General features: G+C 57.7%; 17 protein-coding genes and 1 pseudogene. 9 read left to right on the top strand and 9 right to left on the bottom strand.

What is annotated here, in order from left to right; genetic code table 11:
* Window positions 1-90: 90 nt before the first annotated feature.
* From CF137_RS08725 to CF137_RS08740, 4 genes are all read right to left on the bottom strand, one after another.
* Entirely contained in the window at window positions 91-1,944 is a 1,854-nt protein-coding gene (locus CF137_RS08725) for a retron Ec67 family RNA-directed DNA polymerase/endonuclease (RefSeq protein WP_139718757.1), read from the bottom strand.
* A gap of 325 nt (window positions 1,945-2,269) precedes the next feature.
* Complete coding sequence (locus CF137_RS08730; protein WP_193556565.1) at window positions 2,270-3,322, bottom strand: lipocalin-like domain-containing protein; 1,053 nt, start codon at window positions 3,320-3,322, stop codon at window positions 2,270-2,272.
* Between the two features lie 185 nt (window positions 3,323-3,507).
* The gene (locus CF137_RS08735; RefSeq protein ID WP_139718759.1) at window positions 3,508-5,937 is read right to left on the bottom strand and encodes an FtsX-like permease family protein; all 2,430 of its coding nucleotides are present in this window, start codon (window positions 5,935-5,937) and stop codon (window positions 3,508-3,510) included.
* A 30-nt stretch (window positions 5,938-5,967) separates the two neighbouring features.
* Window positions 5,968-6,648 (bottom strand): ABC transporter ATP-binding protein, encoded by a 681-nt coding sequence (locus CF137_RS08740; protein ID WP_139718761.1) that lies wholly within the window; start codon window positions 6,646-6,648, stop codon window positions 5,968-5,970.
* 197 nt (window positions 6,649-6,845) lie between these two features.
* Here CF137_RS08740 and CF137_RS08745 point away from each other — a divergent pair, with 197 nt between their 5' ends.
* Window positions 6,846-7,313, top strand: coding sequence for a DUF4357 domain-containing protein (locus CF137_RS08745; protein WP_139718763.1), 468 nt, complete (start codon window positions 6,846-6,848; stop codon window positions 7,311-7,313).
* Between the two features lie 305 nt (window positions 7,314-7,618).
* Here CF137_RS08745 and CF137_RS08750 read toward each other — a convergent pair whose 3' ends face one another.
* Complete coding sequence (locus CF137_RS08750; RefSeq protein ID WP_139718765.1) at window positions 7,619-8,257, bottom strand: NAD(P)-dependent oxidoreductase; 639 nt, start codon at window positions 8,255-8,257, stop codon at window positions 7,619-7,621.
* A 101-nt stretch (window positions 8,258-8,358) separates the two neighbouring features.
* Between CF137_RS08750 and CF137_RS08755 the strand changes: the two genes are divergently transcribed.
* Window positions 8,359-9,249 (top strand): LysR family transcriptional regulator, encoded by an 891-nt coding sequence (locus CF137_RS08755; protein WP_139718766.1) that lies wholly within the window; start codon window positions 8,359-8,361, stop codon window positions 9,247-9,249.
* A gap of 123 nt (window positions 9,250-9,372) precedes the next feature.
* Here the strand turns inward: CF137_RS08755 and CF137_RS08760 are convergent, their stop codons facing one another.
* The gene (locus CF137_RS08760) at window positions 9,373-10,275 is read right to left on the bottom strand and encodes a LysR family transcriptional regulator (RefSeq protein WP_101324473.1); all 903 of its coding nucleotides are present in this window, start codon (window positions 10,273-10,275) and stop codon (window positions 9,373-9,375) included.
* A gap of 95 nt (window positions 10,276-10,370) precedes the next feature.
* Window positions 10,371-11,282 (bottom strand): LysR substrate-binding domain-containing protein, encoded by a 912-nt coding sequence (locus CF137_RS08765; RefSeq protein WP_139718768.1) that lies wholly within the window; start codon window positions 11,280-11,282, stop codon window positions 10,371-10,373.
* A 161-nt stretch (window positions 11,283-11,443) separates the two neighbouring features.
* Here CF137_RS08765 and metE point away from each other — a divergent pair, with 161 nt between their 5' ends.
* Window positions 11,444-13,708 (top strand): 5-methyltetrahydropteroyltriglutamate--homocysteine S-methyltransferase, encoded by a 2,265-nt coding sequence (metE, locus tag CF137_RS08770; protein ID WP_139718769.1) that lies wholly within the window; start codon window positions 11,444-11,446, stop codon window positions 13,706-13,708.
* 199 nt (window positions 13,709-13,907) lie between these two features.
* Complete coding sequence (locus CF137_RS08775; protein WP_139718770.1) at window positions 13,908-14,657, top strand: substrate-binding periplasmic protein; 750 nt, start codon at window positions 13,908-13,910, stop codon at window positions 14,655-14,657.
* A gap of 35 nt (window positions 14,658-14,692) precedes the next feature.
* On the opposite strand, the gene CF137_RS08780 is transcribed toward CF137_RS08775, so the two are convergent.
* Window positions 14,693-15,556: a LysR family transcriptional regulator gene (locus CF137_RS08780; protein WP_139718771.1), complete on the bottom strand. Its 864-nt coding sequence runs from the start codon at window positions 15,554-15,556 to the stop codon at window positions 14,693-14,695.
* Between the two features lie 167 nt (window positions 15,557-15,723).
* Here CF137_RS08780 and CF137_RS08785 point away from each other — a divergent pair, with 167 nt between their 5' ends.
* The 5 genes and pseudogenes from CF137_RS08785 to CF137_RS08805 all read left to right on the top strand — a co-directional run.
* Entirely contained in the window at window positions 15,724-17,157 is a 1,434-nt protein-coding gene (locus tag CF137_RS08785) for a glycoside hydrolase family 1 protein (protein WP_139718772.1), read from the top strand.
* Window positions 17,158-17,350: 193 nt separating this feature from the next.
* Window positions 17,351-19,111, top strand: coding sequence for a 30S ribosomal protein S12 methylthiotransferase accessory factor YcaO (ycaO, locus tag CF137_RS08790; protein ID WP_139718773.1), 1,761 nt, complete (start codon window positions 17,351-17,353; stop codon window positions 19,109-19,111).
* Between the two features lie 381 nt (window positions 19,112-19,492).
* Entirely contained in the window at window positions 19,493-20,341 is an 849-nt protein-coding gene (gene focA, locus CF137_RS08795) for a formate transporter FocA (protein WP_139718774.1), read from the top strand.
* A 46-nt stretch (window positions 20,342-20,387) separates the two neighbouring features.
* Window positions 20,388-22,670, top strand: a complete 2,283-nt coding sequence (gene pflB, locus CF137_RS08800; protein ID WP_042019222.1) for a formate C-acetyltransferase — start codon at window positions 20,388-20,390, stop codon at window positions 22,668-22,670.
* A 131-nt stretch (window positions 22,671-22,801) separates the two neighbouring features.
* Window positions 22,802-23,050 (top strand): annotated as a pseudogene (locus tag CF137_RS08805) (transposase); the annotation flags it as partial.
* 12 nt (window positions 23,051-23,062) lie between these two features.
* On the opposite strand, the gene CF137_RS08810 reads toward CF137_RS08805, so the two are convergent.
* On the bottom strand, window positions 23,063-23,396 hold a 334-nt coding region (locus CF137_RS08810; RefSeq protein ID WP_139718775.1), incomplete at its 5' end, for an IS30 family transposase.

Below are 23,396 nucleotides of genomic sequence, written 5' to 3' on the forward strand. Positions count from 1 at the left end.
CTGGGCCAGCGCATATCCAGTTTGTTCAGCGATGTCACAGGAATAGCCGTACCAGCGAATGGGGCTAAACCAGCACGCTGGCGTTCCCTATCACTTAATGTTTTTATAGTGTTCAATTACTTTTGCAATAGGGTCTAGAAGCACTTTTAATCCAGTGAAATCAATGCTTTTCTTTTTCTCCTTTACAATGTGAGTAGCAAAAGCATCCTTGCTAAGGTCATTTTTTGTATCTCTTTTTTCAACAGTATTAAAGAATTTTCCATTTGAATGTTTCATCAGCCTTGTTTTGTCATCGAAGAAGTACTCTATATCCGTTTCCTCACCAGAATTTCCTAAAGGTGTAAATATTACATATAGATTATCCATAACATGTATAAATTCTGATTTTCGTATGTCATCCTTCTTATCCAAATGTGACGGGATTAATGTAATCATTTTTTGAAATTTATTCCCCTGCAATAAATTGACTATATTACTTGGTCCGGTATCATTATCTAGGAAAATAATCACAGGGTTTTTGGGCTTTAAATTTTTATACGGAGCCATATTTTTATGGAAGTTTTCAATGAATCCTTTTAGATAGTCTGTGCCACCAAAAAGCTCCAATAAAAATCTAGTTCTCTTGGTATACTCAACAAAACGTATCAATAATTCGTATTTACCATCAGTCTTTATAGCTAAAGATGGATAATGTGCCATGAGTTCACTTATAGCTGACTTTAAATAAATGTTGTCAGTTTTACCCTCACATAGAATTGTTGGTTTCTCGTTGCCGTAAAATAATCTATAGTATAGAAATTGGCTGAATGTTTTTTCTCTTCCAGAAAGTAAAATATTTGTGCTTTTACCTATAGACTTCAAACTATATTCTGGTGACAATGGTGCTTTTTGTCTTAAACGATTATAATGGTCTACGTGGTCAATGAAATTTAGCTGGCCCTCTAATTCATCTAGATTACCTATAACAGATACACCATCTTCAATGGTAGTAAAAGTGCCAGTTTTGAATAGTGCATTGCATTTAGCTCTTGCTAAACGCCAATACTCTTTTTTTGTATTAGGTTTTTTGTTAACGACAAGTCCCGTTACATCTTGTCGAGAATTCTTATACTGAATCCTAGTTTTACCGTTATTAACAGAGAACCCAGAGCGTTTTATTTCATAAAGTAACTCGTTACCTAAAGTGTAATAACCCTCATTTTGCTCTGCAATTTTCTTAGGGAATTCAGATTTTCTAGTGGAAAAAGTTATATCATCGGCATATCTTGTGTATGTGCATTTATATTTTTTTGCTAAAGATGATAAATTAATATCCAAGCTGTGACATATTAGGTTTGATATAACAGGGGAGCAGGGACTCCCTTGAGGGAGTTTATTATCATAGCAAGCTATTTGTGCTATTACTGTTGCAATATGAGGATCCAGTTTGAAATCATTATTCTTTATAAAATAGCCTCTAACTCTACCAAAATTAAAGCTATCGAAAAAGTTCTCTATATCAATGTTTAGAATGTTTTTCTTTCCTATGTGCATCATTGCATTGGTAATAATAGAGCGATTTCTTGAAAAGCCATGTGATAAAGAAGGTTGTTTAGATTTTGAAGAGGGGATTTTAATTTTCAAAACTTCTGCTGCGTAGTCAATATCACCATTCTCTCTGACTTTGGGTGCGGCTAGCTGGGATGTTGGATATTTTATTTTGTTAATTTCATCGATGCAATCTAAGAGTAAATTGGACAAGTTCCTTTGTAGGCTTTTCAATTCTTCAGATGGAGCGTTAATCACTCTTTTACCGCCAGATTTTTTATCTATGCTAAATTGATGATATTGGTTTTCAGGCCTTATAATGTATAAGGTTCTAGTTAAGAATGCAGCATCAACACCTAACAATTTAGCTAATTCTGGCTTGGAGGATATAGACTTCAATGACTGGAGTTTTGACATATATATACCCGTATATGAGGAGGCTTATGGGCACTCTTACGCACTATACGCTCAGTGTGCACATCGACACACTACAATAGGGCAATCCAAGTGGACAATTTTTTCACTGCTCGCGAAGCGCGAGCTAATAATCTGCCCATAAGCCGATGCTTAGGTTAAATTAAATAAAAAGAGAGTTCAACAACAATAATGTGACAGTCATAACAGTATCTTCAATGTTGACCTTCCAAAAAGATGGGAAAGCTCGCAGCCTCTGGTGATTTTACTGTTATATTGACGAGTGTTTATTTCCACGATAGTAAAAGTCATGGAGAGGTAAATTCACTCAATACCCCGTCATCTCCAGATAGCCAACACCGCTTGCATCCCCCGAGACGGACACAGCACCCTCCCAGTAATCAAAGCGGCCTGTCATGGCCTGATTGGGTTGACGCGCCTTGATAACGAGGTTCAGATCCCCGGCCTTAAGCTGCCACTCGACAGGGTAGAGCTGCCCCTTGGGGCCGCGCCAGGTATTGCCCGGGGTAAGACGAATCGCGTCGGGGGCGAGCACCCGGCTGCTGCCATCTTGTTCAATCAGAATGCCGTAGCGGTTTTCTGGCTGGTTTTCGGGATTAGCGCGGCCCGCCTTGGTGCGCAGGCGAAACAGCATCAGCTCGCGGCCATCGGCCAGTTGCAGCGAAAACCAGTCCCAGCCTGATTGCCACTCGGCTAATACCGAGCTGCTCCACTCGTGATCAAACCAGCCTTGTCCGGTCACGGTGCGGATCTCGCCATCGCGGATCAGGGTGCCACTCAGCTGCAGGCGCGGGTAGGAGTAGTAAAAGGAGGCGTTGCCGGGGCTCTTCTCGCTGTAACCGGCCTTGCCTTGCAGCACCAGCGGCTTGGCGGCAGTGACGGTGAGGTTCAGCTCGCCAATCTTGCTCTGCACCTTGAGGGTGGCGGGGAACAGCGCTGCCCCTTGCGAGGCTAGTCGCCACTCCCTGAGCCAATATTCGCCGCCGCTGGCCCCCGCTAGCCCCGGCCCCTGCCGACTGGCCCGTTCATCTTGCTGGTGGGTGCCACGGTCGAGATCCGTGATGGCAAACTGCGCCAGCCAGAGCTGGGGAGTGAGCCAGGGGTTGGTGGTGCGGAGTTCTTGCTCGATAGCTTGGCGAAACAGGGTCCACTGCATGCCGTATTCGCGCCCCTGTTCATCCTTGAGGTTGCCGGTGAGATACCACCACTCGGAGCGGTAATCGGGGTGGGCGGCGTGATCCTCCGGCAGCTGGATGGTTTGCCCCAGCTGCACTTTTTTAAAGCTGTCGTTGCCGCCGCCGAGCAGGGCGCCCAGATCGCTGGCCTGCGCGCTGCCGCTCATGGCGATAAGCGGGAGCAAGAGGGCGGCGAGCCAGCGGGCGCGCAATGAGTTCAGCATTCCCCTCACCCTGATCCTCTCCCGAAGGGAGAGGGGATGGTTCGCGGCCGCGCTGCGATCTTCTCTGCGCTGGAGAACGGCCGGGGATACAGGACCGGTCAATGGGGTCGTCAAGGCATGGCTGAGCCAGCGCGGTAAACGAGGTTTCATACCACTCTCCTTGCGGCATACCAGGATGCCAATGCGCCACACACCGGCGCCAGTAGCAGGGCGGTGACGGCATGGAGGGGGGCGGCCTCGAAGGCGAGGCGCCAACCAAAGGCTCGGGGGTTAACCACTTCGATCAGCACCCAGGCGAGGCCATACCCCACCGGCAGCGCCAGCAGGGCGGTGAGCAGCCCCAATCCCGCCCCTTGCCACACCAGCAGACGGCGGCAGTGGCGGGGGCTCAAGCCCAGACTCTGCAAGGTCTGCAGTTCGCCACGGCGTGCCAGCCCCAGCACCATAAAAGCCGAGCCGATCCCGACAAAGGCGATCCCCAAGATCAGCAGTTTCAGCAGTTCGGTCACCACAAAGGTCTGATCAAACACCTTGAGGGCGGCGGCGTGGATGGCGGGGGCTGACAGCAGATTGAGCTGCTCGCCAAAGCGCTCGCGCAGACGGTCGGCCAGTTGCTCTGGATCATTGCTGAAGAGGGCAAGGGATTGCACCGCCCCCTCGCTAAAGGCATGGAGGATCTGCCCCTTGTCGCTGCCGTAATCCTGATAGACGCCGGTGACGGTGAACTGCCTTGGCCCCTGCTCGCCGCTGATCGCCAGCGTCTGGCCCACCTTGACCCCGAGGCGCACCGTCAGCGGTTCGCTCGCCAGTACTTCGTCGGGGCGGGTCGGCCAGCGTCCGGCCAGCAGCGGATAGGCCGCTTTAAGCTGCGGGATAAAGTCCATCTGCGCCCACTCGATGGGTTGCCCCTGCCAGCGGGCGGGGTGAACCGAGCGGCGCGAGGTGGCGCTCACCAGCGGATTGGCGAGCAGGGTCTCGAGGGTAGCTTCGCTCAAGGTGCCTTTGCTGCCCGCCACCCCCTTGGGGGCGGTGACATAGAGATCGGCGGCCAGACGCTGGCCGAGCCAGATCTCCACGCTTGAGCGAAAGCTCGACACCATGACCCCGATGCCGATGGCCGCCGCGATGGCCAGCTGCAACGCCATCACCGCGATGGCGGTGCGATCGAGATGATAGAGGGTCTCGGCCACCCCGAGCCGGGCGGTGAGGGGGCCGCCCGCGCGCCGTCGCAGCCAGCCAAGCAGGCCGCGCAGGGCATCGGGCAGCCAGAGCGCCATGGCCAGCAGCCAGCCGCCAGCGATAAAGAGAGCACCGGTCAAACCGGTTTGCGGCAACCACAGGCACAGAGCGCACAGCAGCAGGATGGCGATGGCCAGCAAGCGCCGTCGCCACGGGTGAGCGGGGGGGCGGCTGTTTCCTGCTCGCAGTTCGAGGGGGGATTGGCGCAGCAGTTGCCACCAGCCGGGCAGGTTGGCGGCCAGCGTACCGAGCAGCCCGATCAACAGCGCCTTGAACAGGCTCACAGGGGAGAGGCGCAACAGATCGATGGGGTTGGGCCCATAGAGATCGGCCAGCGCCTGGGTCAGTTGCCCCATCAGCGCCAGCGCCAACAGGCTCCCCAGCAGCACCCCGAGCAGGGTGCCGAGGGTGGCGAGAATAACCAGCTCCAGAATGAGCCAACGCAGTACCCGGCTCGGCCCCATCCCCAGAATGATCAACTGGGCCAGCTGGGGGCGGCGCCCGCTCTGCACAAATCGCTGGGCGTTGAACACCAGAAACAGTCCCACCGCCATGGCGAGCAATGAGAGCGCCGTCAGGTTCAGCGCCAACGCATCGCCAAGCTGGCTGGCATCGAGCGCCGGGCTGATGGGCTCAAGCCACAAGGGCTGGTTCGGGTAATCGGTTTGCAGGGTTGCCTGCAGGATACGAGCCTCGACGTCGCTTAGCTTGAAGACGATGCGATCGAGCCGACCCGCTTTATCCAGCAGCGGTTGGGCGAGGCCGATGTCGGTTATCAGCAGTCGCTCCATGGGCACGGCGCCCGGTTCAAACGTGCCCGCCAGCGTCAGGGTCAGGGGTTTGGCGCTGGCGCCATCGTTGCCGCCCAATACAAAGCGTCGGCTCTGGCCCGCTTGCCAGCCAAGGCGTTCTGCCTCGGGGGCCGCCAGCCAGATGCTGTCGGCACGGTTGAGGGAAAAGTCGGGCTCGCTTGCGGGTTGGGCGCCAAACAGCTGGCGCAGAGGGCCGGGGTTGAAGAGATCCATTCCCAGTAGTTGAAAGCTGCGCCCCTGCTCATCTTTGAGCCAGCCATGGAGCTGGGGCATGGCATCGAGGGCGGGCTGGCTGGTCACCAGTTGCACGTAAAGCTGCTCATCCAGCCCGCCAGCGGGGGCCAGCCGGTAGTTGGCTTCCCCTGCCAGCTGGCTGCGGGCGGCGACAAAGTTGGTGCGGGCACTGTGATTGAGCAGCTCGATGGCCACCACCAGCGACACTCCCAATACCAGCCCGGCCAGACTCATCAGCAGCAACCAGGGGTGACTGCGATAGAGGCGCAGCAGCGCTTTGAGTGGCAGCATCAGCGTGCTCCCGGCAGTTGCAGTCGCCGTTTAGCCATGACGGGAGCCCTTGAGTTCAATAAGTTGCCCCCCTTCGAGGCGCAGCACCCTGTCGGCCAGGGCGGCATAGGCGGGGTTGTGGCTCACCAGCAGCAAGCCTGCGCCGGTGCCCCGCACCGCCGTCACCATCAGCGCCATCACCTGTTCGGCATTGTGCTCATCGAGGCTGCCGGTGGGTTCGTCGGCGAGCAGCCAACTGGGTTGATGGATAAGGGCGCGGGCCAGCGCCACCCGCTGACGCTGACCGCCGGAGAGCTGCTCCGGCCAGGCTTGGCGCTTGTGGCTCATATCGAGCCGGTGCAGCAACTGGTCAATCTTTGTCTCATCCGGTGGCAGCCCGTTGATGGCCAGCGGCAGGGCCAGATTCTCGGCCACGTTCAGGGTCGGCAGCAGGTTGAAATCCTGATAGACGATGCCGAAATGGCGACCCCGCAGGCGCGCCCGCTCGTCGGGGGTGCGGGTGTCGATCCGGGTCTCCCCCAGCCAGATCTCCCCTTCGTCCGGTGCAATCAACCCGGCGATCAGATTGAGCAGGGTGGACTTGCCGCAGCCGCTTTGGCCCAGCAGCAGGGTGATCTCGCCAGCGGGGAGGGCGAGATCGAGATGGTGGAACAGCGGCAGTCGTTCACTGCCGTTATCGAAGCTCTTGCAGAGGTTGCGCAGGGTCAGCATGGGATAACCGTTTGATGGTCAATGGCTTTCATCATGCTTGGTACGCTAGCACGGCCAGCAATGATCAACACCCCTTACGGTTGATCAAGAGTGTCAGTTAGTGATCAAGGCGGCAAAAGAGCAGTGGATCCTCGCTGGATCCCGCTTGCCCGAGGTGGTTAGAATAGGGGCTTCCATGGGTCACAGGATGAGCAAGGATGTTACACAAGCAAGTCAGTTTTATCATCGATAGCAAGGGCAACAAGCAGGCTGCCGTCGTCCCCATCGAGATCTACAACGAGCTGATGACCCTGCAAAAGGCACTCTCCGACAACCGGCCGGGGGAGCGCGAGCTCTACCACTTCAACGGCAAAGGGGCCGAGGCCCACGGTTATCCGGTGGGCAAGCGGCAAAATCCGGGCTTTATGGTGCTAGCCGGTTCCACCGCCAATGGCGAGGATGCCGCCTCTTTGCGTGAAGCGGTGATCGAGCTGCGTCATGAACTGCTGGAGAAGGGGGTCATAGTGCCCCGCAGTCAGGGCGGCTTTGTCTTTACCGCCGATCAGCTGTTCAACAGCCCGAGTCTTGCGGCCAGTCTGGTGGCGGGCAATAACCGCAGTGGTCTGGATGCCTGGCAAAACAACGCCAGCTATACCCTCAAGCAGTCGGGTTTTGGCAAGAAGTAACCCGACGCTATCGATGTCACATCATTTGACCATCTCTTGACCCGGGTGAACTGGTGGGCGCCGCCCCCTGACGGCTGCCACCAGCCTGGCCAACCTAGTGCGAGGCATAGTGTGATGCATGGTGCGACGGATGGTGCGACGGATGTCGGGCGCCCTGTTGAGGGCAACCAGAGGCAAGCTGCCAGCGGCAAAATCACCAAAACAGAAGGGAGGCGGATGCCTCCCTTCTGTTTGAGCGGATTATCACCTGATCGAGGGATCAGGGGAGTGAGTGCGCATGTCTGGCCTTAACCGCCTGTTGGCGCTCAGTAACCCAGGGTAAAGCGCTGGCGCAGGTGAGCCGGTTTTTCCACCTCGTTCAGCACGCCATCGGCCAGATCACCGGCGGTGATCCCGGCAGGCTGCTCGCCACTGAACAGCACCTGATCGCCACCCAGTCGATAGCCGCCGCGCTTCTCGCCCGGTTCGAGGAACACTGGAGGAGAGACAAAGCGCCAGTCGAGGGCAGTTTCACCGCGCAGGGCAGTGAGACCGTCGCGGGCCGCCAGTGCGCCTTGTTTCCACTCGGCCGGAAATTCCGGGGTATCCACCAGTTGCACGCCGGGGGCAATCTCCAGACTGCCGGCACCACCCACTACCAGCAACCAGCTGTTGGCATGCACGGCGGCAGCCACGATGGCGTTGGCACCTTTGAGGTACTGCTCGTAGATATCCGGTGTGGTCCAGCCCGGGTTGTAGGCGCTGATCACCCGATCGTGCCCCTTGAGCACTTCGGCCAATGCCTGTGGGTTTTGGGCATCGACCGCCACGGCGGTGATCTGCGGATGGGCGGCCACCTTGCTGACATCGCGAACGATGGCGGTGACGTGATGGCCGCGGCTGACGGCCTCGTTCAAAATGGCTGAACCGACAAAACCGCTGGCACCGATCAGGGCAATCTTCATGGGGAACTCTCCTTCACTGTTGGAATGAGGCTATCCTACGCCGCCGGATGTGATTTAATAATCACCGCAAAAATGCATTCACTTATAAGCTGGATTTAATAATGGAACAGCTCAGACGTTACGCTATCTTCGCCGCCGTGGTGGAGGCGGGCAGCATGACAGGTGCGGCCAAATCCCTTGGCATGACCCCCTCTGCTGTCAGTCAGCATATCAGCCAGCTGGAGAGCCTGCTCGGGCTGACCCTGCTCCATCGCTCCACCCGCCGACTCAGCCTGACCGAGGCGGGGGAGGTGGTGTGGCAAGGGTGCCGGGCGTTGCAGCAGACCCTGAGCGAGACCGAGCTGCGCCTCTCCGAAGTGCGAGACTCCTTGCTTGGTGAAGTGCGGATCACCGCCCCGGTGGGGATGGCGGGCCAGCCGCTGGCACTGGCCCTCTCGCCGCTGTTGCAGGCCCACCCCGGCCTCACCATCCAGATCATCGCCGATGACGAGAAGCGGGATCTGATTGCCGAGCGGATCGACGTGGCGCTGCGGGTCGGCAGCCTGCCCGACTCGACTTTGGTGGCCCGCAAACTGGGGCAAACCCGGATGCTGCTCTGCGCCGCCCCCGCCTATCTGGCGCGCAAGGGGACACCGCGCACGCCCGCCGATCTGACGACTCACGATTGGCTCTGTGGCGACATGCTGGGCAACGGTTTGCTGCTACTCGATGAGAAGGGGGGAGAACACAGGGTCAGGTTCAAGCCCAAGGTGCTCTGCAACAACGTGTTGCCGCTGCGCCAGTTTGCGCTGGCAGGGCAGGGGATCTCGTTGCAACCGGAGGGGGAGATTGGTGAGGATCTGGCGTTGGGGCGGCTGCTCGAACTGCTGCCCGGTTTTCGGGTGGCGCCGATGGAGATCCACGCTATCACGCCGCAGCGGGAGATCCCGGAGAAGGTGCGGCGGGTGGTGGAGGCGCTGCGCAGCTATTTCGGTACCACGATGTCGGCATGAGCTGCGCCCCAATGGCTGGCAGAGCGCGCCCGATTATCCTGAGGACGATCGTCCATAAGAGCGCTTTTCCAGAAGATCGATAGCCCAGCTGAGTAGATGGGTGGGCTGGATTGTGAAGCAGGCTTAAAACGAGCAAACATTGCGCACTTGCTGTTTGAGCCAGTTCAGCCCCGCATCCTGATTGGAGCTTTTGTGCCAACTCATGTAAACCGGGCAATCTTCCGAGACCCAGGGGAGGGGGTAGCTGGCCAGCGCCAGGGTATCGCCCAGCATATCCATGTGCCATTGGCTGGCAACGCAGAGCCAGTCGGTACGGCTCACCAGATGGAGGGCGGTGAGCAGGGAGTCGCTCTCGTAGGCGATCTGGCGGGGCGGCAGCGGTGCCTTGGTCAGGGTGTTGAGTAACAGGTTGTCGAGCCGTCTGGCCTGCAGCACCACATGCTTTTCGTTGAAGAAGGTGGTCATGTCGGGGGCCTGGCGGATCCGCGGGTGATCCTTGCGGCAGGCGATGCGCAGGGGCTGGGACATGATCTGCTCGTTTTCAATACTCTGCTCGACCATGGGTTTGGTCGCCAGCACCAGGTCAACGCTGTGCAGATAGAGACTGTTCTGGCGCAAGGCTTCATCCTGCACCTGGGTGTTCCACTCCAGCTGGCAGTTGGGGGCTTGGGTCTGCAGCAGGTTGTTGAGTTCCGGCAGGAAGAAGACATCGATATCAGGGACGCCCGCGATGCGAAAGGTGCGCCGACTGGTATGGTGATCAAACAGGTCGGTGCGTTGCAGACTGCGCTCCATGTCATGCAGCGGTACCATGATTTCATGGTGCAGGCTCAGCGCCCGCGCCGTGGGGGTAATTCCCCGTCCCTGACGGACAAACAGCTGCTCGCCCACCAGCGCGGTCAGGCGGCTGATGGCCTGGCTGATGGCCGAGGGGGTCATCTCCATCATCTCGGCGGCGGTGGTGACGCCCCCATAGCGGATCACCGCATCCAGGACGCGAAAGAGATTCAGATCAACGTGGGACATGATGGCTACCGTTAAGCAACGTTAAAGCATCAGGATACTGTTCTGCCCCTTGTCAGGCCAGCATTGCCTGCGATAACTGTGATTTTCCCCTCTCTTCAACCATTCCCCATCTTGTTGCGAATGCGCTCGAACAGGCTCTGCAGGCAGGCCTGATCCTTGTCGGCGCCCCGCACCGCGCCATACATATGGCGACGGATACCGCTGCCGAGGGGGCGGGCGCAGAGCATCCCCTGTCTGACAAACTCCTCGCTGGCCCAGCGCGGCAGGGCGGCGACCCCGAGCCCGGCAGCGGCCATTTGCAACATCACCGAGGTGTTGTCTACCGGCTTGCAGCGGGCGGGCTCCACCCCGGCGGGCTGCAAAAAGCGGCTGAAGATATCCATGCGGCTGCGCTCCACCGGGTAGACCAGCAGCACCTCCGCCCCCAGATCGCCCGGCTCGATGCGGCTCTGGTGGCAGAGGGGGTGATCCGGCGCCATCACCAGTGTGAGATCGAAGGCAAACAGCGGCTCGAAGTGGAGATCGCCACGGGCCTGCACGTCAGAGGTGAGCAGCAGGTCGAGCTGGCCGCCGAGCAGGGCATTGATGGCATCAAAGCCCGGCACCGATTCCACCTCCAGATCCACCCCCGGCCACTGGCGGCGAAATTCTGGCAGCAGCGGCAGCAGCCACTGAATGCAACTGTGGCAATCGAGCGCCAGATGCAGCCTGCCCGCATCGCCGCTCTGCAGGGCCTGCAGTTGCTTCTCGGTCTGGGATAGCGCTGGCAACACCTGACGGGCGAGGGCGAGCAGCTGGCTGCCAGCCGCGGTCAGCACCAGCGGGCGGCTTTTGCGCAGGTAGAGCTCCAGATTGAGGCGGGTCTCCAGCTCTTTGAGCTGATGGGAGAGGGCTGACTGGGTGAGGTTGAGAGTCAGCGCGGCACCGGCCAGCGACCCCTGCTCGGCCAGCGCGGTCAGGGTTCTCAAGTGCTTGATTTCCAGACCTGCATTGCTTGGCACTGCCATAACATGGCTCCTTGTTGCATCAATCGCGGATTTTTTGAGAGGCTGTTGAAAAGGATTCAATAGCCAACGCCACCTTATCTTGTCATTTTGGATGTGTAAACATCTGGATGGCCAAATCATCCAGTTTCCCATCAGATGAATGAGCATAAGGAAATGAACCTATGACACGAGCACACACCCTGGGCTTCCCCCGTATCGGCGCCAAGCGCGAGCTGAAATTTGCCCTCGAATCCTACTGGCGTGGCGAGACCACTCAGGCCGAACTCGTTGCCGTGGGCAAGACGCTGCGTGAGCGTCACTGGCAGGCCCAGCACGCCGCCGGGGTCAATCTGCTGCCGGTGGGGGATTTCGCTTGGTACGACCAGGTGCTTGGCACCAGCCTGCTGGTGGATGCGGTGCCTGCCCGTCACCGCCATGGTGAAACCGACCTCGACACCCTGTTCCGGGTGGCCCGTGGTCGTGCGCCGACTGGCCCGGCCGCCGCCGCTGCCGAGATGACCAAATGGTTCAACACCAACTATCACTATCTGGTGCCGGAATTTAGCCGCGATCAGCGCTTCAAGCTGGGCTGGAGCCAGCTGTTTGACGAGGTGGACGAGGCCAAGGCGCTGGGGCTGCCGGTCAAGGCGGTGCTGCTGGGGCCGGTCTCCTACCTGTGGCTCGGCAAGGAGAAAGAGAGCGGCTTCTCTCGCCTTGAACTGCTCGATCGCCTGCTGATTGTCTATCAGGAGATCCTGGCCAAGCTGGCTGCCCAAGGGGTGGAGTGGGTACAGATCGACGAACCGGCGCTGACGCTGGACTTGCCGGATGAGTGGCGTCTGGCCTACCTCAACGCTTACGAGCGTCTGGCTGGCCCCTGCAAGCTGCTGCTCACCACCTATTTCGGTTCGGTGACTCATCAGCGCGACATCATTACCAGCTTGAAGGTAGATGGCCTGCATCTGGATCTGGTGGCCGCCCCCGAGCAGCTGGAGACGCTCATCCCTCATTTGCCAGCCCAGTGGGTCATCTCCGCCGGGGTGATCAACGGCCGCAACGTCTGGCGCGCCAACCTGGCCAAGCTGGCGCCGACCCTGAAAGCGCTGAAAGCCAAGCTCGGCGAGCGGCTCTGGGTGGCCTCCTCCTGCTCCCTGCTGCACAGCCCGGTGGATTTGACCCTGGAGCTGGAGCTGGATCCCCAGACCCGCAGCTGGTTCGCCTTCGCCTTGCAAAAATGCTACGAACTGGGGCTGCTCAAAGACTATCTGGATGGTGGCGAGCTCGACAAGATCACCGCCTACAGCCAGCCCATCGTCGATCGGGAGTCCGACAGCCGGGTTCACAAGCGTGCGGTGCAGTCCCGTCTGGCCAGCCTCACCAACAGCGATTTTGATCGCCACAGCCCCTATCCGGTCAGGGCCGAGCTGCAGCGGGCCGATCTCAAGTTGCCGCTGCTGCCCACTACCACCATCGGCTCCTTCCCGCAGACCTCGCAGATCCGGGTATTGCGTCAGGATTGGCGTGCCGGTCGCATCGATGACCGCGCCTACGAGGCGGGCATTCAGGGGGAGATCCGTGATGCCATTGAACGTCAGGAGGCCATCGGGCTGGACGTATTGGTGCACGGCGAGGCCGAACGCAACGACATGGTTGAGTACTTTGGTGAACTGCTGGACGGCTTTGCCATCACCCGTTTCGGTTGGGTGCAGAGCTATGGCTCCCGCTGCGTCAAGCCGCCGGTGATCACCCGTGACATCGACCGCCCGACCCCGATGACCCTCGAATGGACCAAGTTTGCCCAGAGCCTGACCGACAAGCCGGTCAAGGGGATGCTGACGGGCCCGGTGACCATCCTCTGCTGGTCCTTCCCGCGAGAAGATGTGAGCCGTGAGCAGTCCGCCCTGCAGATTGGGCTGGCCATTCGCGACGAGGTGGCGGATCTGGAAAGCGCCGGCATCAAGATCATCCAGATCGATGAACCGGCGATCCGCGAAGGCTTGCCGCTGCGCAAGCAGGATCATCAGGCCTATCTCGACTGGGCGGTACGCGCCTTCCGGCTGAGCGCGAGCCCGGTGGTGGACAGCACCCAGATCCACACCCACATGTGCTATAGCGACTTCAACCTCATCATCGAGGCGGTGGCGGCGCTGGATGCGGATGTGATCACCATCGAGACCAGCCGTAGCCAGATGCAGCTGCTCGAAGCGTTCGAGCGCTTCAACTACCCCAACGAGATTGGCCCAGGTGTTTATGACATCCACTCGCCGAACGTGCCGAGCCAGAGCTGGATTGAGGGCTTGCTGCGCAAGGCGGCCAAGCAGATCCCGGCCGAGCGGCTGTGGGTCAACCCGGATTGCGGCCTCAAGACCCGCGGTTGGGAAGAGACTGAGGCCGCACTTAAAGTGATGGTCAATGCCACCAAGGCACTGCGGGCCGAGCTGGCGTAACCAGCGCAACCCATGACTGCTATCGATTACGTGGCGTGCTAACAAGCTGACACGCTAACGAGAGAGGGGAAGCCAGTGCTTCCCCTCTCTTTTTTCGCTGGCCACTGTTTCGCTAGTCACTTTTCGCTGGCTCCTGATCCTTGCCGCAGCACGCTTTGCACTAGGCTCAGAGTTGGCAGAGGTGGATGGAGTTGCGGCCATGAGAGTCAGGCTGGGGAGCGCAATCCTGTGGGGATTGCTGATGTGGCAGAGTGCCTTGGCAGCGCCCGCTCCCGAGTTGAAAATGGCTTATTTTGACGACTTTGCCCCATATTCGTGGCGTGACGAGCAGGGCAAGATGCGCGGGCTGATGATCGATGTGATGGATCGGGTGGCAGGGCAGATGGGGCTGCGGGTCACTCATCAGGGGTATCCGTGGCAACGGGCGCAAAAAATGGTGCGGATGGCGCAGGCAGATGGCTTTGTGACCATCGCCACCCGGGAGCGGCGCAGCTATACCCAGATTGTGGATGAGCCCGTCACCATGACGGTGATGACCATATTTACTCAGCTTGGCCACCCCCGGATGGCTGCGTTTCAGCGAGCCAGCCGCCTGAGCGACCTCAAGACCTTCACCTTTCTTGACTATCTGGGCAACGGCTGGGGCAAGGAGAATCTGGCTGGCTTCACCGTTCATCACACCATCAACGTCGATAACGTCTTCAAAATGCTGGCGGCGGGTCGGGGTGACCTGATGGTGACCGATCCACTAGTGGCGCGCTTCAAACTCAACACGCTGGGGTTGTCCGGGCAGGTGGTCGAGGTGCCGCTGCAGCTGGCATCGACCCCGTTCAACCTCTGCATTGGCAACCATTCCCGTTTTAATATCCGCATAGCCGAGTTCAACCGGGCATTGCAACAGCTGCGTCAAAGCGGTGAGTTGGCGCGCATTGTCGCGCGCTATCGTTGAGGCGCTGCCGCCATCCGCTTTTGTCAGCGGCGTATCTAGCTCGGTGTCATATCGGCGATGGTCGCCCAGAAGGCGTCTATCAATGGCCCCTTGCTGTGGGGCGGACGAATCAGCCCTATGGTCCAGCAGGCTTCCCCATCTCTCAGAGGCAGGGTGAGTACATCCGGGTGCTCTATGGTGGTGGAGGAGGGGACCAGGGTCCAGGCGATCTCCGCCGCCGCGGTGGCAACCCCGGCAGCGAAGTCGTTGACGTACTGGATACCCTGAAATCGCAGCCCGCTTTGGGCCAGATAGTTCATCAGGTGATCGTAAAATGACGGCGCCTTGTCCCGGCGCAGGATCGCCAGCGGTTTATCCACCAGATCGGCCAATTCCCTCACATCTCGGTAGCTGGCGGGCAGCACGGCGACAAAGTGGGCCTCGACCACCGGCAGGGCGTGCCACCCCTTGGGGGCGGGCAGGCGGCAAAAACCGAGATCCAGCTTGCCTTCACTGAGGGCCAGCAGCTGGTGGTGGGTGGAGAGATCGTTGAGCTCTATGGTCACCTGTGGCCGCTCGGCGCGAAAACGGGCGATGGCGGCGGGCACCAGGATCTTGGTAGCGACGCCAAAGCCGATACGCAGGGTGCCGACGTTGCCCGCCAGCACGTCGCGGGCAGTGCGCGAGAGCTGCTCGCTCTGGATGACCACTGCGCGGGCATCCTCATAAAGCGCCCGGCCCAGTCCGGTCAGGCGGGTGCTGCTGGCGTTGCGCTCGAACAGTTCGCCCCCCAGCTCCTCTTCCAGCCGCCTGATCTGTTTGCTCAGGGCCGACTGGGTAACGTGCTGGCGCACGGCTGCCTGGCCAAAGTGCAATACCTCCCCCAGGGTGACGAAGGCTTTCAGATCCCGTAGCTCCATCAGGGCTCCTTTCATTCCTGTCGGGAATGTTGAGTGGTCATATTTGTCATTGGACGGAATTTTAGAAGTGTTGGATGCTGATGCCAATTCATTTCGGGCGCCCCAACGCGGGGGCGCTGAGTTATCAGCGATGGCTGACACCATCAGCGCAGCAGGAGCAATATCAGATGCATCACCACAAGTTCAATGACTTCCCGAGCGATTTTCTGTGGGGCGCCGCCTCCGCCGCCTATCAGGTGGAGGGGGGCTGGAATGCCGATGGCAAGGGGCCCTCGGTGTGGGATCTTTTCACCAAGCTGCCGGGCAAGACCTTTGAGGGGAGCAACGGCGATGTGGCGGTGGATCACTACCACCGCATGGAAGAGGACGTGGCGCTGATGGCCGAGATGGGGCTCAAGGCCTACCGTTTTTCGGTGAGCTGGCCGCGTATTTACCCCACCGGTCGGGGGGAGGTGAACGAGGCGGGTTTGGCCTTCTACGAGAAGTTGATCGACACCCTCTTGGCGCACCAGATCGAGCCGGTACTCACCCTCTACCACTGGGACTTGCCGCAAGCGCTGCAAGATGAGTACGGCGGCTGGGAAGACCGACGGATCATCGCCGATTTCGAGCGCTACTGCGTGACCCTCTATCAGCGCTTTGCCAGCAAGGTGAAGTACTGGGTGTCGCTGAACGAGCAGAACTACAACCTGACCAACGCCTATCAGCTCGGCACCCATCCGCCTGCGGTGCAGGACCGCAAGCGCTTCTTTGCCGCCAACCACATTGCGTTTCTGGCCAATGCCCAGGTGATCAAGGCGTTTCGCCAGCATGTGCCGAATGGCTTGATTGGCCCGAGCTTTGCCTATTCCCCTGCTTATCCGGCGTCGTGCGACCCGAAAGATATGCTGGCCTACGAGAATGCCGAGGAGTTCAACAACCTCTGGTGGCTGGATGCCTACTGCTTTGGCCGCTATCCGCAGGCGGCGCTCGCCTATCTGCGGGAAAACGGCGAGGCGCCCGAGATTCTGCCGGGGGATTTGGCGCTGCTGCGCGAAGGGACGCCGGATTATATTGGCGTCAACTACTACTACACCCTGACCTACACCGATAACCCCTTGGGCGGTCAGACCCTGCAGCGGATCAACACCACCGGCAAGAAGGGGACTACCCCATCGAGCGGCGTTCCCGGCCTCTTCAAGACGGCCCCGAACCCGCACCTTGAGACCAGCAACTGGGACTGGGCCATCGACCCGACCGGGATGCGCATCGCCCTGCGTCGTCTCTCTTCCCGCTACGGTCTGCCGCTGATGATCACCGAAAACGGCCTTGGCGAGTTCGACCAGCTGGAGGCGGGCGACAAGGTGAACGATGAGTACCGCATCGATTATCTGCGCAGTCACGTCCAGGCGTGCCAGGAGGCAATGCAGGACGGGGTGGCGCTGCTGGGCTATTGTGCCTGGTCGTTTACCGACATCCTGAGCTGGCTCAACGGCTATCAGAAGCGCTACGGCTTCGTCTATGTGGAGCGTGACGAGAAAGGGGGCTCGCTGCGCCGGATCAAGAAAGCGAGCTTCCATTGGTACAGCCAGGTGATCGCCAGTCAGGGCAAGCAGCTCTGACGGTTTATCGCGTCGCGTAACCAGCGGGCCCGGGCAATCCCCGGGCCCGCGCTGTTTGTGGTGTAGGGGCGGGGAGCAGCCTCATTGATGACCTTGCAATCCCCCTTGTTTGCTGATTTTTGTCCTGCCAAAGCGGCCGACCCCTGCTATTATCTGCGGCCAAGCATGAGCCAATAAAAATCAGGATACAGTGATGACAGACCACACTTTTATTCCCGGCAAGGACGCGGCACTGGAAGATTCCATCGACCGTTTCCAGACCAAGCTGCAAGCCTTAGGGTTTGATATCGAAGAGGCCTCCTGGCTTAACCCCGTACCCAACGTCTGGTCAGTGCATATTCGGGACAAGGAGTGCGCCCTCTGCTTCACCAACGGCAAGGGTGCCAGCAAGAAGGCGGCACTCGCCTCCGCCCTTGGCGAATATTTCGAGCGTCTCTCCACCAACTACTTCTTCGCCGACTTCTATCTGGGCGAGCAGGTTGCCAACGGCGATTTCGTGCATTACCCGAACGAGAAGTGGTTCCCCATCGAGGGTGACCAGTTCCCGGCCGGTCTGCTCGACAGCTTCACCCGCAAGTTCTACAACCCGGATGGTGAAGTGACCGCCGATATGCTGGTGGATCTGCAGTCAAACAACGAGGAGCGCGGTATCGTCGCGCTGCCGTTCGAACGCCAGTCTGATCACCAGACCGTCTATATCCCGATGAACATCATCGGCAACCTCTATGTTTCCAACGGCATGAGCGCCGGCAACACCCGCACCGAAGCGCGCACCCAGGCGCTCTCCGAGGTGTTCGAGCGCCACGTGAAGAACAAGATCATCGCCGAGGCCCTGAGCCTGCCGCTGATCCCGGACGAAGTGATTGCCCGTTATCCGGGGATTGCCGCGCCTATCGCAGCCCTGGAAGCAGAAGGGTTCCCCATTTACAGCTTCGATGCCTCCCTGGGTGGGCGCTATCCGGTCATCTGCGTGGTGCTGCTCAACCCGAGCAACGGCACCTGCTTTGCCTCTTTCGGTGCCCATCCGCGCTTCGAAGTGGCCTTCGAGCGCACCGTTACCGAGCTGCTGCAGGGCCGTGGTCTCAAAGATCTCGATGTGTTTGTGCCGCCGTCATTCGATAACGAACAGGTGGCGGATCACCACAACCTCGAGACCCACTTTATCGACTCCTCCGGCCTTATCAGCTGGGATCTGTTCAAGCAGGAATCAGACTTCGAGTTCGCCGACTGGGACTTCCGTGGCACCTCGCAGGAGGAGTTTGATCATCTGATCGGCATCTTCCACGAGCTGGAGCAGCCGGTCTATATCGCCGACTACGAGCACTTGGGTGTTTACGCCTGCCGCATTCTGGTGCCGGGCATGTCTGACATCTATCCGGTTGAAGATCTGCTGCTGGCCAACAACAACATGGGGGCCAACTTGCGGGAGGTGATCCTGGCGTTGCCATCGCTGGAGTGGGATGCCGAGCAATATATGGCGTTGTTTGATCAACTGGATGAAGAGGGACACGACGAGCGCACCCGTGTGCGCGAGCTGCTGGGTATCGCCGCCGCCAAGGGCACCGCGCTGCATACCCTGCGGGTCGGTGAGCTGAAAGCCATGTTGGCACTGGCCGCTGGCGAGCTGGAAACGGCGATGGATCTTATCGACTGGACCATGGAGTTTAACTTGTCGGTGTTCCCGAGCGATCGTGCCAACTACTACCGCGCCCTGCGTGCCTGTGTCGAGTTGTTCCTCGACGAGGAGCGGGATCCGGAGCAGTATCGCGCCGTCTTCACCCGCATGTATGGCGAAGAGACGCTGGCGCTGGCGTGGGCAAACGCCAGTGGTGAAGCGCGTTTCCACGGGCTCGACGCCGCTGATCTGTCGCTGTCGCAGTTCCCGTTGCATCAGAAGCTGCTGGCGGCTTATGAGAAGCTGCAAAACGCCAAGCGTGCTCATAGCTGGACGTAACCCTTGTGTTAGAGGGAGGGGCCGTGTGGCCCCTTCTGTTTATCGTGCGGTAAGATTGGTGATTTTTATTCCAAGATGAAATAAAAAACAAAAAATACCTCTAATGGGGTTGATGAAGGGGCAGGGGATGTGCTGCCGAGCTGCAAAGATATCTTGCCAATATCAGCTTTACGTGCATGGTAATAAATTGTTTGAAATCATTAAATTAAACACACAGTATTTCTGTTTCAGCTGAAACCTGGTGTAAACTGGCGCAGCCGTTGCACTAAAATATTTGTAGTAAAATTACATTCACAGTCTGATAAACTTGATCGATGTCAATTTTGGCCATTTGGCCCTTTGTTATGATTTCAACAGGCAAAACATTCAGGTAGATAAGAATTGAAAGCTGAATCCCCATTCGATTGTCTCAAGCCAGAAGCCATCGCTGCATTGGCTGAAGACATCACCTATGCCAAGGCCACCAAGCCGGCACATAAAGTCATACCCCTGGCCATTACCGCAGGCGCTTTCATCGCCATCGCGTTTATTTTTTACATCACAGTGACCACAGGTTCAGGCACCATGTCTTGGGGCATGGCCAAGCTGGTCGGTGGTCTCTGTTTCTCTCTGGGTTTGATCCTCTGCGTGTTGCTCGGTGCCGAGCTGTTCACCTCCACCACCCTGACGCTGGTGGCCAAGGCCGCCAATCGCATCAGTTGGGCCCAGCTGCTCAAGAACTGGGGGCTGGTCTACTTCGGTAACCTGATCGGCGGTTTGCTGATGGTTGGCCTCATCATCATGTCAGCGCAATATACCGCGGCAGATGGTCAGTGGGGGCTTAATGCCCTGAAAGTGGCCCAACACAAAATTCACCACACCTTCTTTGAAGCGGTGGTGCTGGGTATCCTTTGTAACCTGATGGTGTGTCTTGCGGTGTGGATGGCCTTTGGCGCCCGCACTGCCACCGACAAGGTGATGGTGATGTTGCTGCCCGTGGCCATGTTTGTGGCATCCGGTTTTGAGCACAGCATCGCAAACATGTTTATGATTCCGGTGGGCATCGCTATCCACAGCGTGGCCAGTCCGGAGTTTTGGCAGGCCATCGGCCAGGATCCGGCGACCTTTGCCGATCTGACCGTATCCAACTTTGTCCTACACAATCTCATCCCGGTCACCATCGGTAATATCATTGGTGGTGGCGTGATGGTTGGTTTGACTTACTGGTTTATCTTCCGTCGTCATCATTAAGGATGATTGCGGGATACTACATCAATACCGTGTGAGGTAATGAAAAATGGCAGAACTTAACGAACAGTTCCAAAAAGCATGGGAAGGCTTCGCGGCCGGTGAATGGCAGACTTCTGTCAACGCCCGTGACTTCATCCAGAAGAACTACACCCCGTATGAAGGTGATGAGTCCTTCCTGGCTGGAGCGACCGACGCAACCGCCAAGCTGTGGGACAAGGTCATGGAAGGCATCAAAATCGAGAACCGCACTCATGCGCCGGTCGATTTTGATACTGATATGCCCTCCACCATTACCGCACACGATGCCGGTTATATCGATCAGAGCCTGGAGCAGATCGTTGGTCTGCAGACTGACAAGCCGCTGAAGCGCGCCATCATCGCCAACGGCGGTATCAAGATGGTTAAAACTTCTTGCGAAGTGTACGGTCGTCAACTTGACCCAATGGTCGAGAAGATCTTCACCGAGTACCGCAAGACTCACAACCAGGGCGTGTTTGACGTTTACACCAAAGACATCCTGAACTGCCGTAAGTCTGGTGTTATCACCGGTCTGCCGGATGCCTACGGCCGTGGCCGTATCATCGGTGACTACCGTCGTGTTGCCCTGTACGGTATCGACTTCCTGATGGCCGACAAACTGGCCCAGTTCAAGTCCCTGCAAGCTGACCTGGAAAACGGCGTCAACCTGGAAGCCACCATCCGTCTGCGCGAAGAGATCTCCGAGCAGCATCGTGCCCTGGCACAGATGAAGGTCATGGCTGCCAAGTACGGTTGTGATATCTCCGTTCCGGCCAAGAATGCCAAAGAAGCTGTACAGTGGACCTACTTCGCCTACCTGGCGGCAGTCAAGTCCCAGAACGGCGCAGCCATGTCCTTCGGTCGTACCTCCAGCTTCCTGGACGTGTACATCGAGCGTGACCTGCAAAAAGGCGTGATCACCGAGCAAGAAGCCCAGGAGCTGATGGACCACATGGTCATGAAGCTGCGTATGGTTCGCTTCCTGCGTACCCCGGAATACGATTCACTGTTCTCTGGCGACCCGATGTGGGCTACCGAGACTCTGGCTGGTATGGGCGTTGATGGCCGTACTCTGGTCACCAAGAACAGCTTCCGTATGCTGAACACCCTGTACACCATGGGCCCGTCCCCTGAGCCGAACCTGACCATCCTGTGGTCCGAGAAGCTGCCGGTCGGTTTCAAGAAGTACTGCGCCAAGGTATCTATCGAGACCTCTTCCGTTCAGTACGAGAACGACGACCTGATGCGTCCGGATTTCAACAACGATGACTATGCCATCGCTTGCTGTGTATCCCCGATGATCGTTGGTAAGCAGATGCAGTTCTTCGGTGCTCGTGCCAACCTGGCCAAGACCATGCTGTATGCAATCAACGGTGGTATGGACGAGAAACTCAAGATCCAGATCGGTCCCAAGACTGACATGGTGACCTCCGAGTTCCTCGACTACAACGACGTGATGAGCCGTCTTGATCACTTCATGGACTGGCTGGCCAAGCAGTACGTTGCTGCGCTGAACATCATCCACTACATGCACGACAAGTACAGCTACGAAGCTTCACTGATGGCGCTGCACGATCGTGACGTATATCGCACCATGGCGTGTGGTATTGCTGGTCTGTCTGTTGCTGCTGACTCCCTGTCTGCCATCAAGTACGCCAAGGTCAAGCCGATCCGTGACGAAGATGGCGTAGCCATCGACTTCGAAATCGATGGTGAGTACCCGCAGTTCGGTAACAACGACGAGCGCGTTGATGATATCGCCTGTGAGCTGGTTGAGACCTTCATGAAGAAAATTCAGAAGCTCAACACCTACCGTGGCGCTGTTGCTACCCAGTCTGTTCTGACCATCACCTCTAACGTGGTATATGGCAAGAAGACCGGTAACACCCCGGATGGCCGTCGCGCTGGTGCTCCGTTCGGCCCGGGTGCAAACCCGATGCACGGTCGTGACCAGAAGGGTGCTGTTGCTTCCCTGACTTCTGTTGCCAAGCTGCCGTTTGCTTACGCGAAAGATGGTATCTCCTATACCTTCTCCATCGTACCGAACGCACTGGGTAAAGATATGGAATCTCAGAAAGCCAACCTAGCTGGCCTGATGGATGGTTACTTCCATCACGAAGCCAACCTGGAAGGTGGTCAGCATCTGAACGTTAACGTGATGAACCGTGAAATGCTGCTGGACGCCATGGAAGACCCGGAGAAATATCCGCAGTTGACCATCCGCGTATCCGGTTATGCCGTTCGCTTCAACTCTTTGACTAAAGAGCAACAGCAAGACGTCATCACCCGTACCTTCACCGCTTCTCTGTAATCGAGACGTAGTGAGTAAAAACCGGCGCCAAGGCGCCGGTTTTTTTATGTGTGCGATTCAGGGTGAATTGAATCGCCCCTACTTTCCTAGACACCTCAAGAGCCTCAAACTGAGGTCATTCAGGAGGTGTTATGAGCAAGCAGCAACGTTACACGGAAGAATTCAAACTGGCCGCCGTCAAGCAGGTGACTGAGCGTCATTACCCAGTGGCAGAGGTCGCCGAGCGACTTGGTGTTTCCAGCCACAGTCTCTACGCCTGGCTCAAACGCTACAGCCAGCCCGAAGTGCAGCAACAGCATGACTCCAGCCAGCAAGCCGAGATTCGGCGCCTCAAGGCTGAACTGCGCCGCGTCACTGATGAGCGAGATATCTTAAAAAAGGCCGCTGTAGATTCAACTTGTCAACGCAACACTCTTTTCAATAACTTCTTTTGGCGTTTTAAATTTCAGAATTTTCCTCGGTCTGCTGTTTAGTTGCGCTGCAACCGTATCCAACTCTTGCTGGGAATATTGGGCAAGACATGTCTTTTTGGGGAAGTATTGTCGGATCAGCCCATTGGTGTTTTCATTCGTCCCCCGTTGCCAGGGACTCTGGGGATCACAGAAGTAAACCTTCACTCCTGTATTTGCAGTAAACTCCAGATGCTTGGCCAGTTCCATGCCGCGATCCCATGTCAGTGACTGTCTGAGCTTACGCGGCAGAGTTTTAAATTTTTCTGTAATTGCT

Origin of the sequence: Aeromonas sobria, assembly GCF_006243315.1 — a bacterium.
In the GTDB taxonomy this organism is placed as follows: Bacteria; Pseudomonadota; Gammaproteobacteria; order Enterobacterales; family Aeromonadaceae; genus Aeromonas; species Aeromonas sobria_A.

Bases quoted from the DNA above. Each gene is read 5' to 3' on its own strand.
- CF137_RS08780 (WP_139718771.1), bottom strand. From the start codon at position 15,556: ATGGAGCTACGGGATCTGAAAGCCTTCGTCACCCTGGGGGAGGTATTG.
- pflB (WP_042019222.1), top strand. From the start codon at position 20,388: ATGGCAGAACTTAACGAACAGTTCCAAAAAGCATGGGAAGGCTTCGCG.
- CF137_RS08725 (WP_139718757.1), bottom strand. From the start codon at position 1,944: ATGTCAAAACTCCAGTCATTGAAGTCTATATCCTCCAAGCCAGAATTA.
- CF137_RS08785 (WP_139718772.1), top strand. From the start codon at position 15,724: ATGCATCACCACAAGTTCAATGACTTCCCGAGCGATTTTCTGTGGGGC.
- CF137_RS08755 (WP_139718766.1), top strand. From the start codon at position 8,359: ATGGAACAGCTCAGACGTTACGCTATCTTCGCCGCCGTGGTGGAGGCG.
- CF137_RS08750 (WP_139718765.1), bottom strand. From the start codon at position 8,257: ATGAAGATTGCCCTGATCGGTGCCAGCGGTTTTGTCGGTTCAGCCATT.
- metE (WP_139718769.1), top strand. From the start codon at position 11,444: ATGACACGAGCACACACCCTGGGCTTCCCCCGTATCGGCGCCAAGCGC.
- CF137_RS08775 (WP_139718770.1), top strand. From the start codon at position 13,908: ATGAGAGTCAGGCTGGGGAGCGCAATCCTGTGGGGATTGCTGATGTGG.
- ycaO (WP_139718773.1), top strand. From the start codon at position 17,351: ATGACAGACCACACTTTTATTCCCGGCAAGGACGCGGCACTGGAAGAT.
- CF137_RS08735 (WP_139718759.1), bottom strand. From the start codon at position 5,937: ATGCTGCCACTCAAAGCGCTGCTGCGCCTCTATCGCAGTCACCCCTGG.
- CF137_RS08760 (WP_101324473.1), bottom strand. From the start codon at position 10,275: ATGTCCCACGTTGATCTGAATCTCTTTCGCGTCCTGGATGCGGTGATC.
- CF137_RS08745 (WP_139718763.1), top strand. From the start codon at position 6,846: ATGTTACACAAGCAAGTCAGTTTTATCATCGATAGCAAGGGCAACAAG.
- CF137_RS08765 (WP_139718768.1), bottom strand. From the start codon at position 11,282: ATGGCAGTGCCAAGCAATGCAGGTCTGGAAATCAAGCACTTGAGAACC.
- CF137_RS08740 (WP_139718761.1), bottom strand. From the start codon at position 6,648: ATGCTGACCCTGCGCAACCTCTGCAAGAGCTTCGATAACGGCAGTGAA.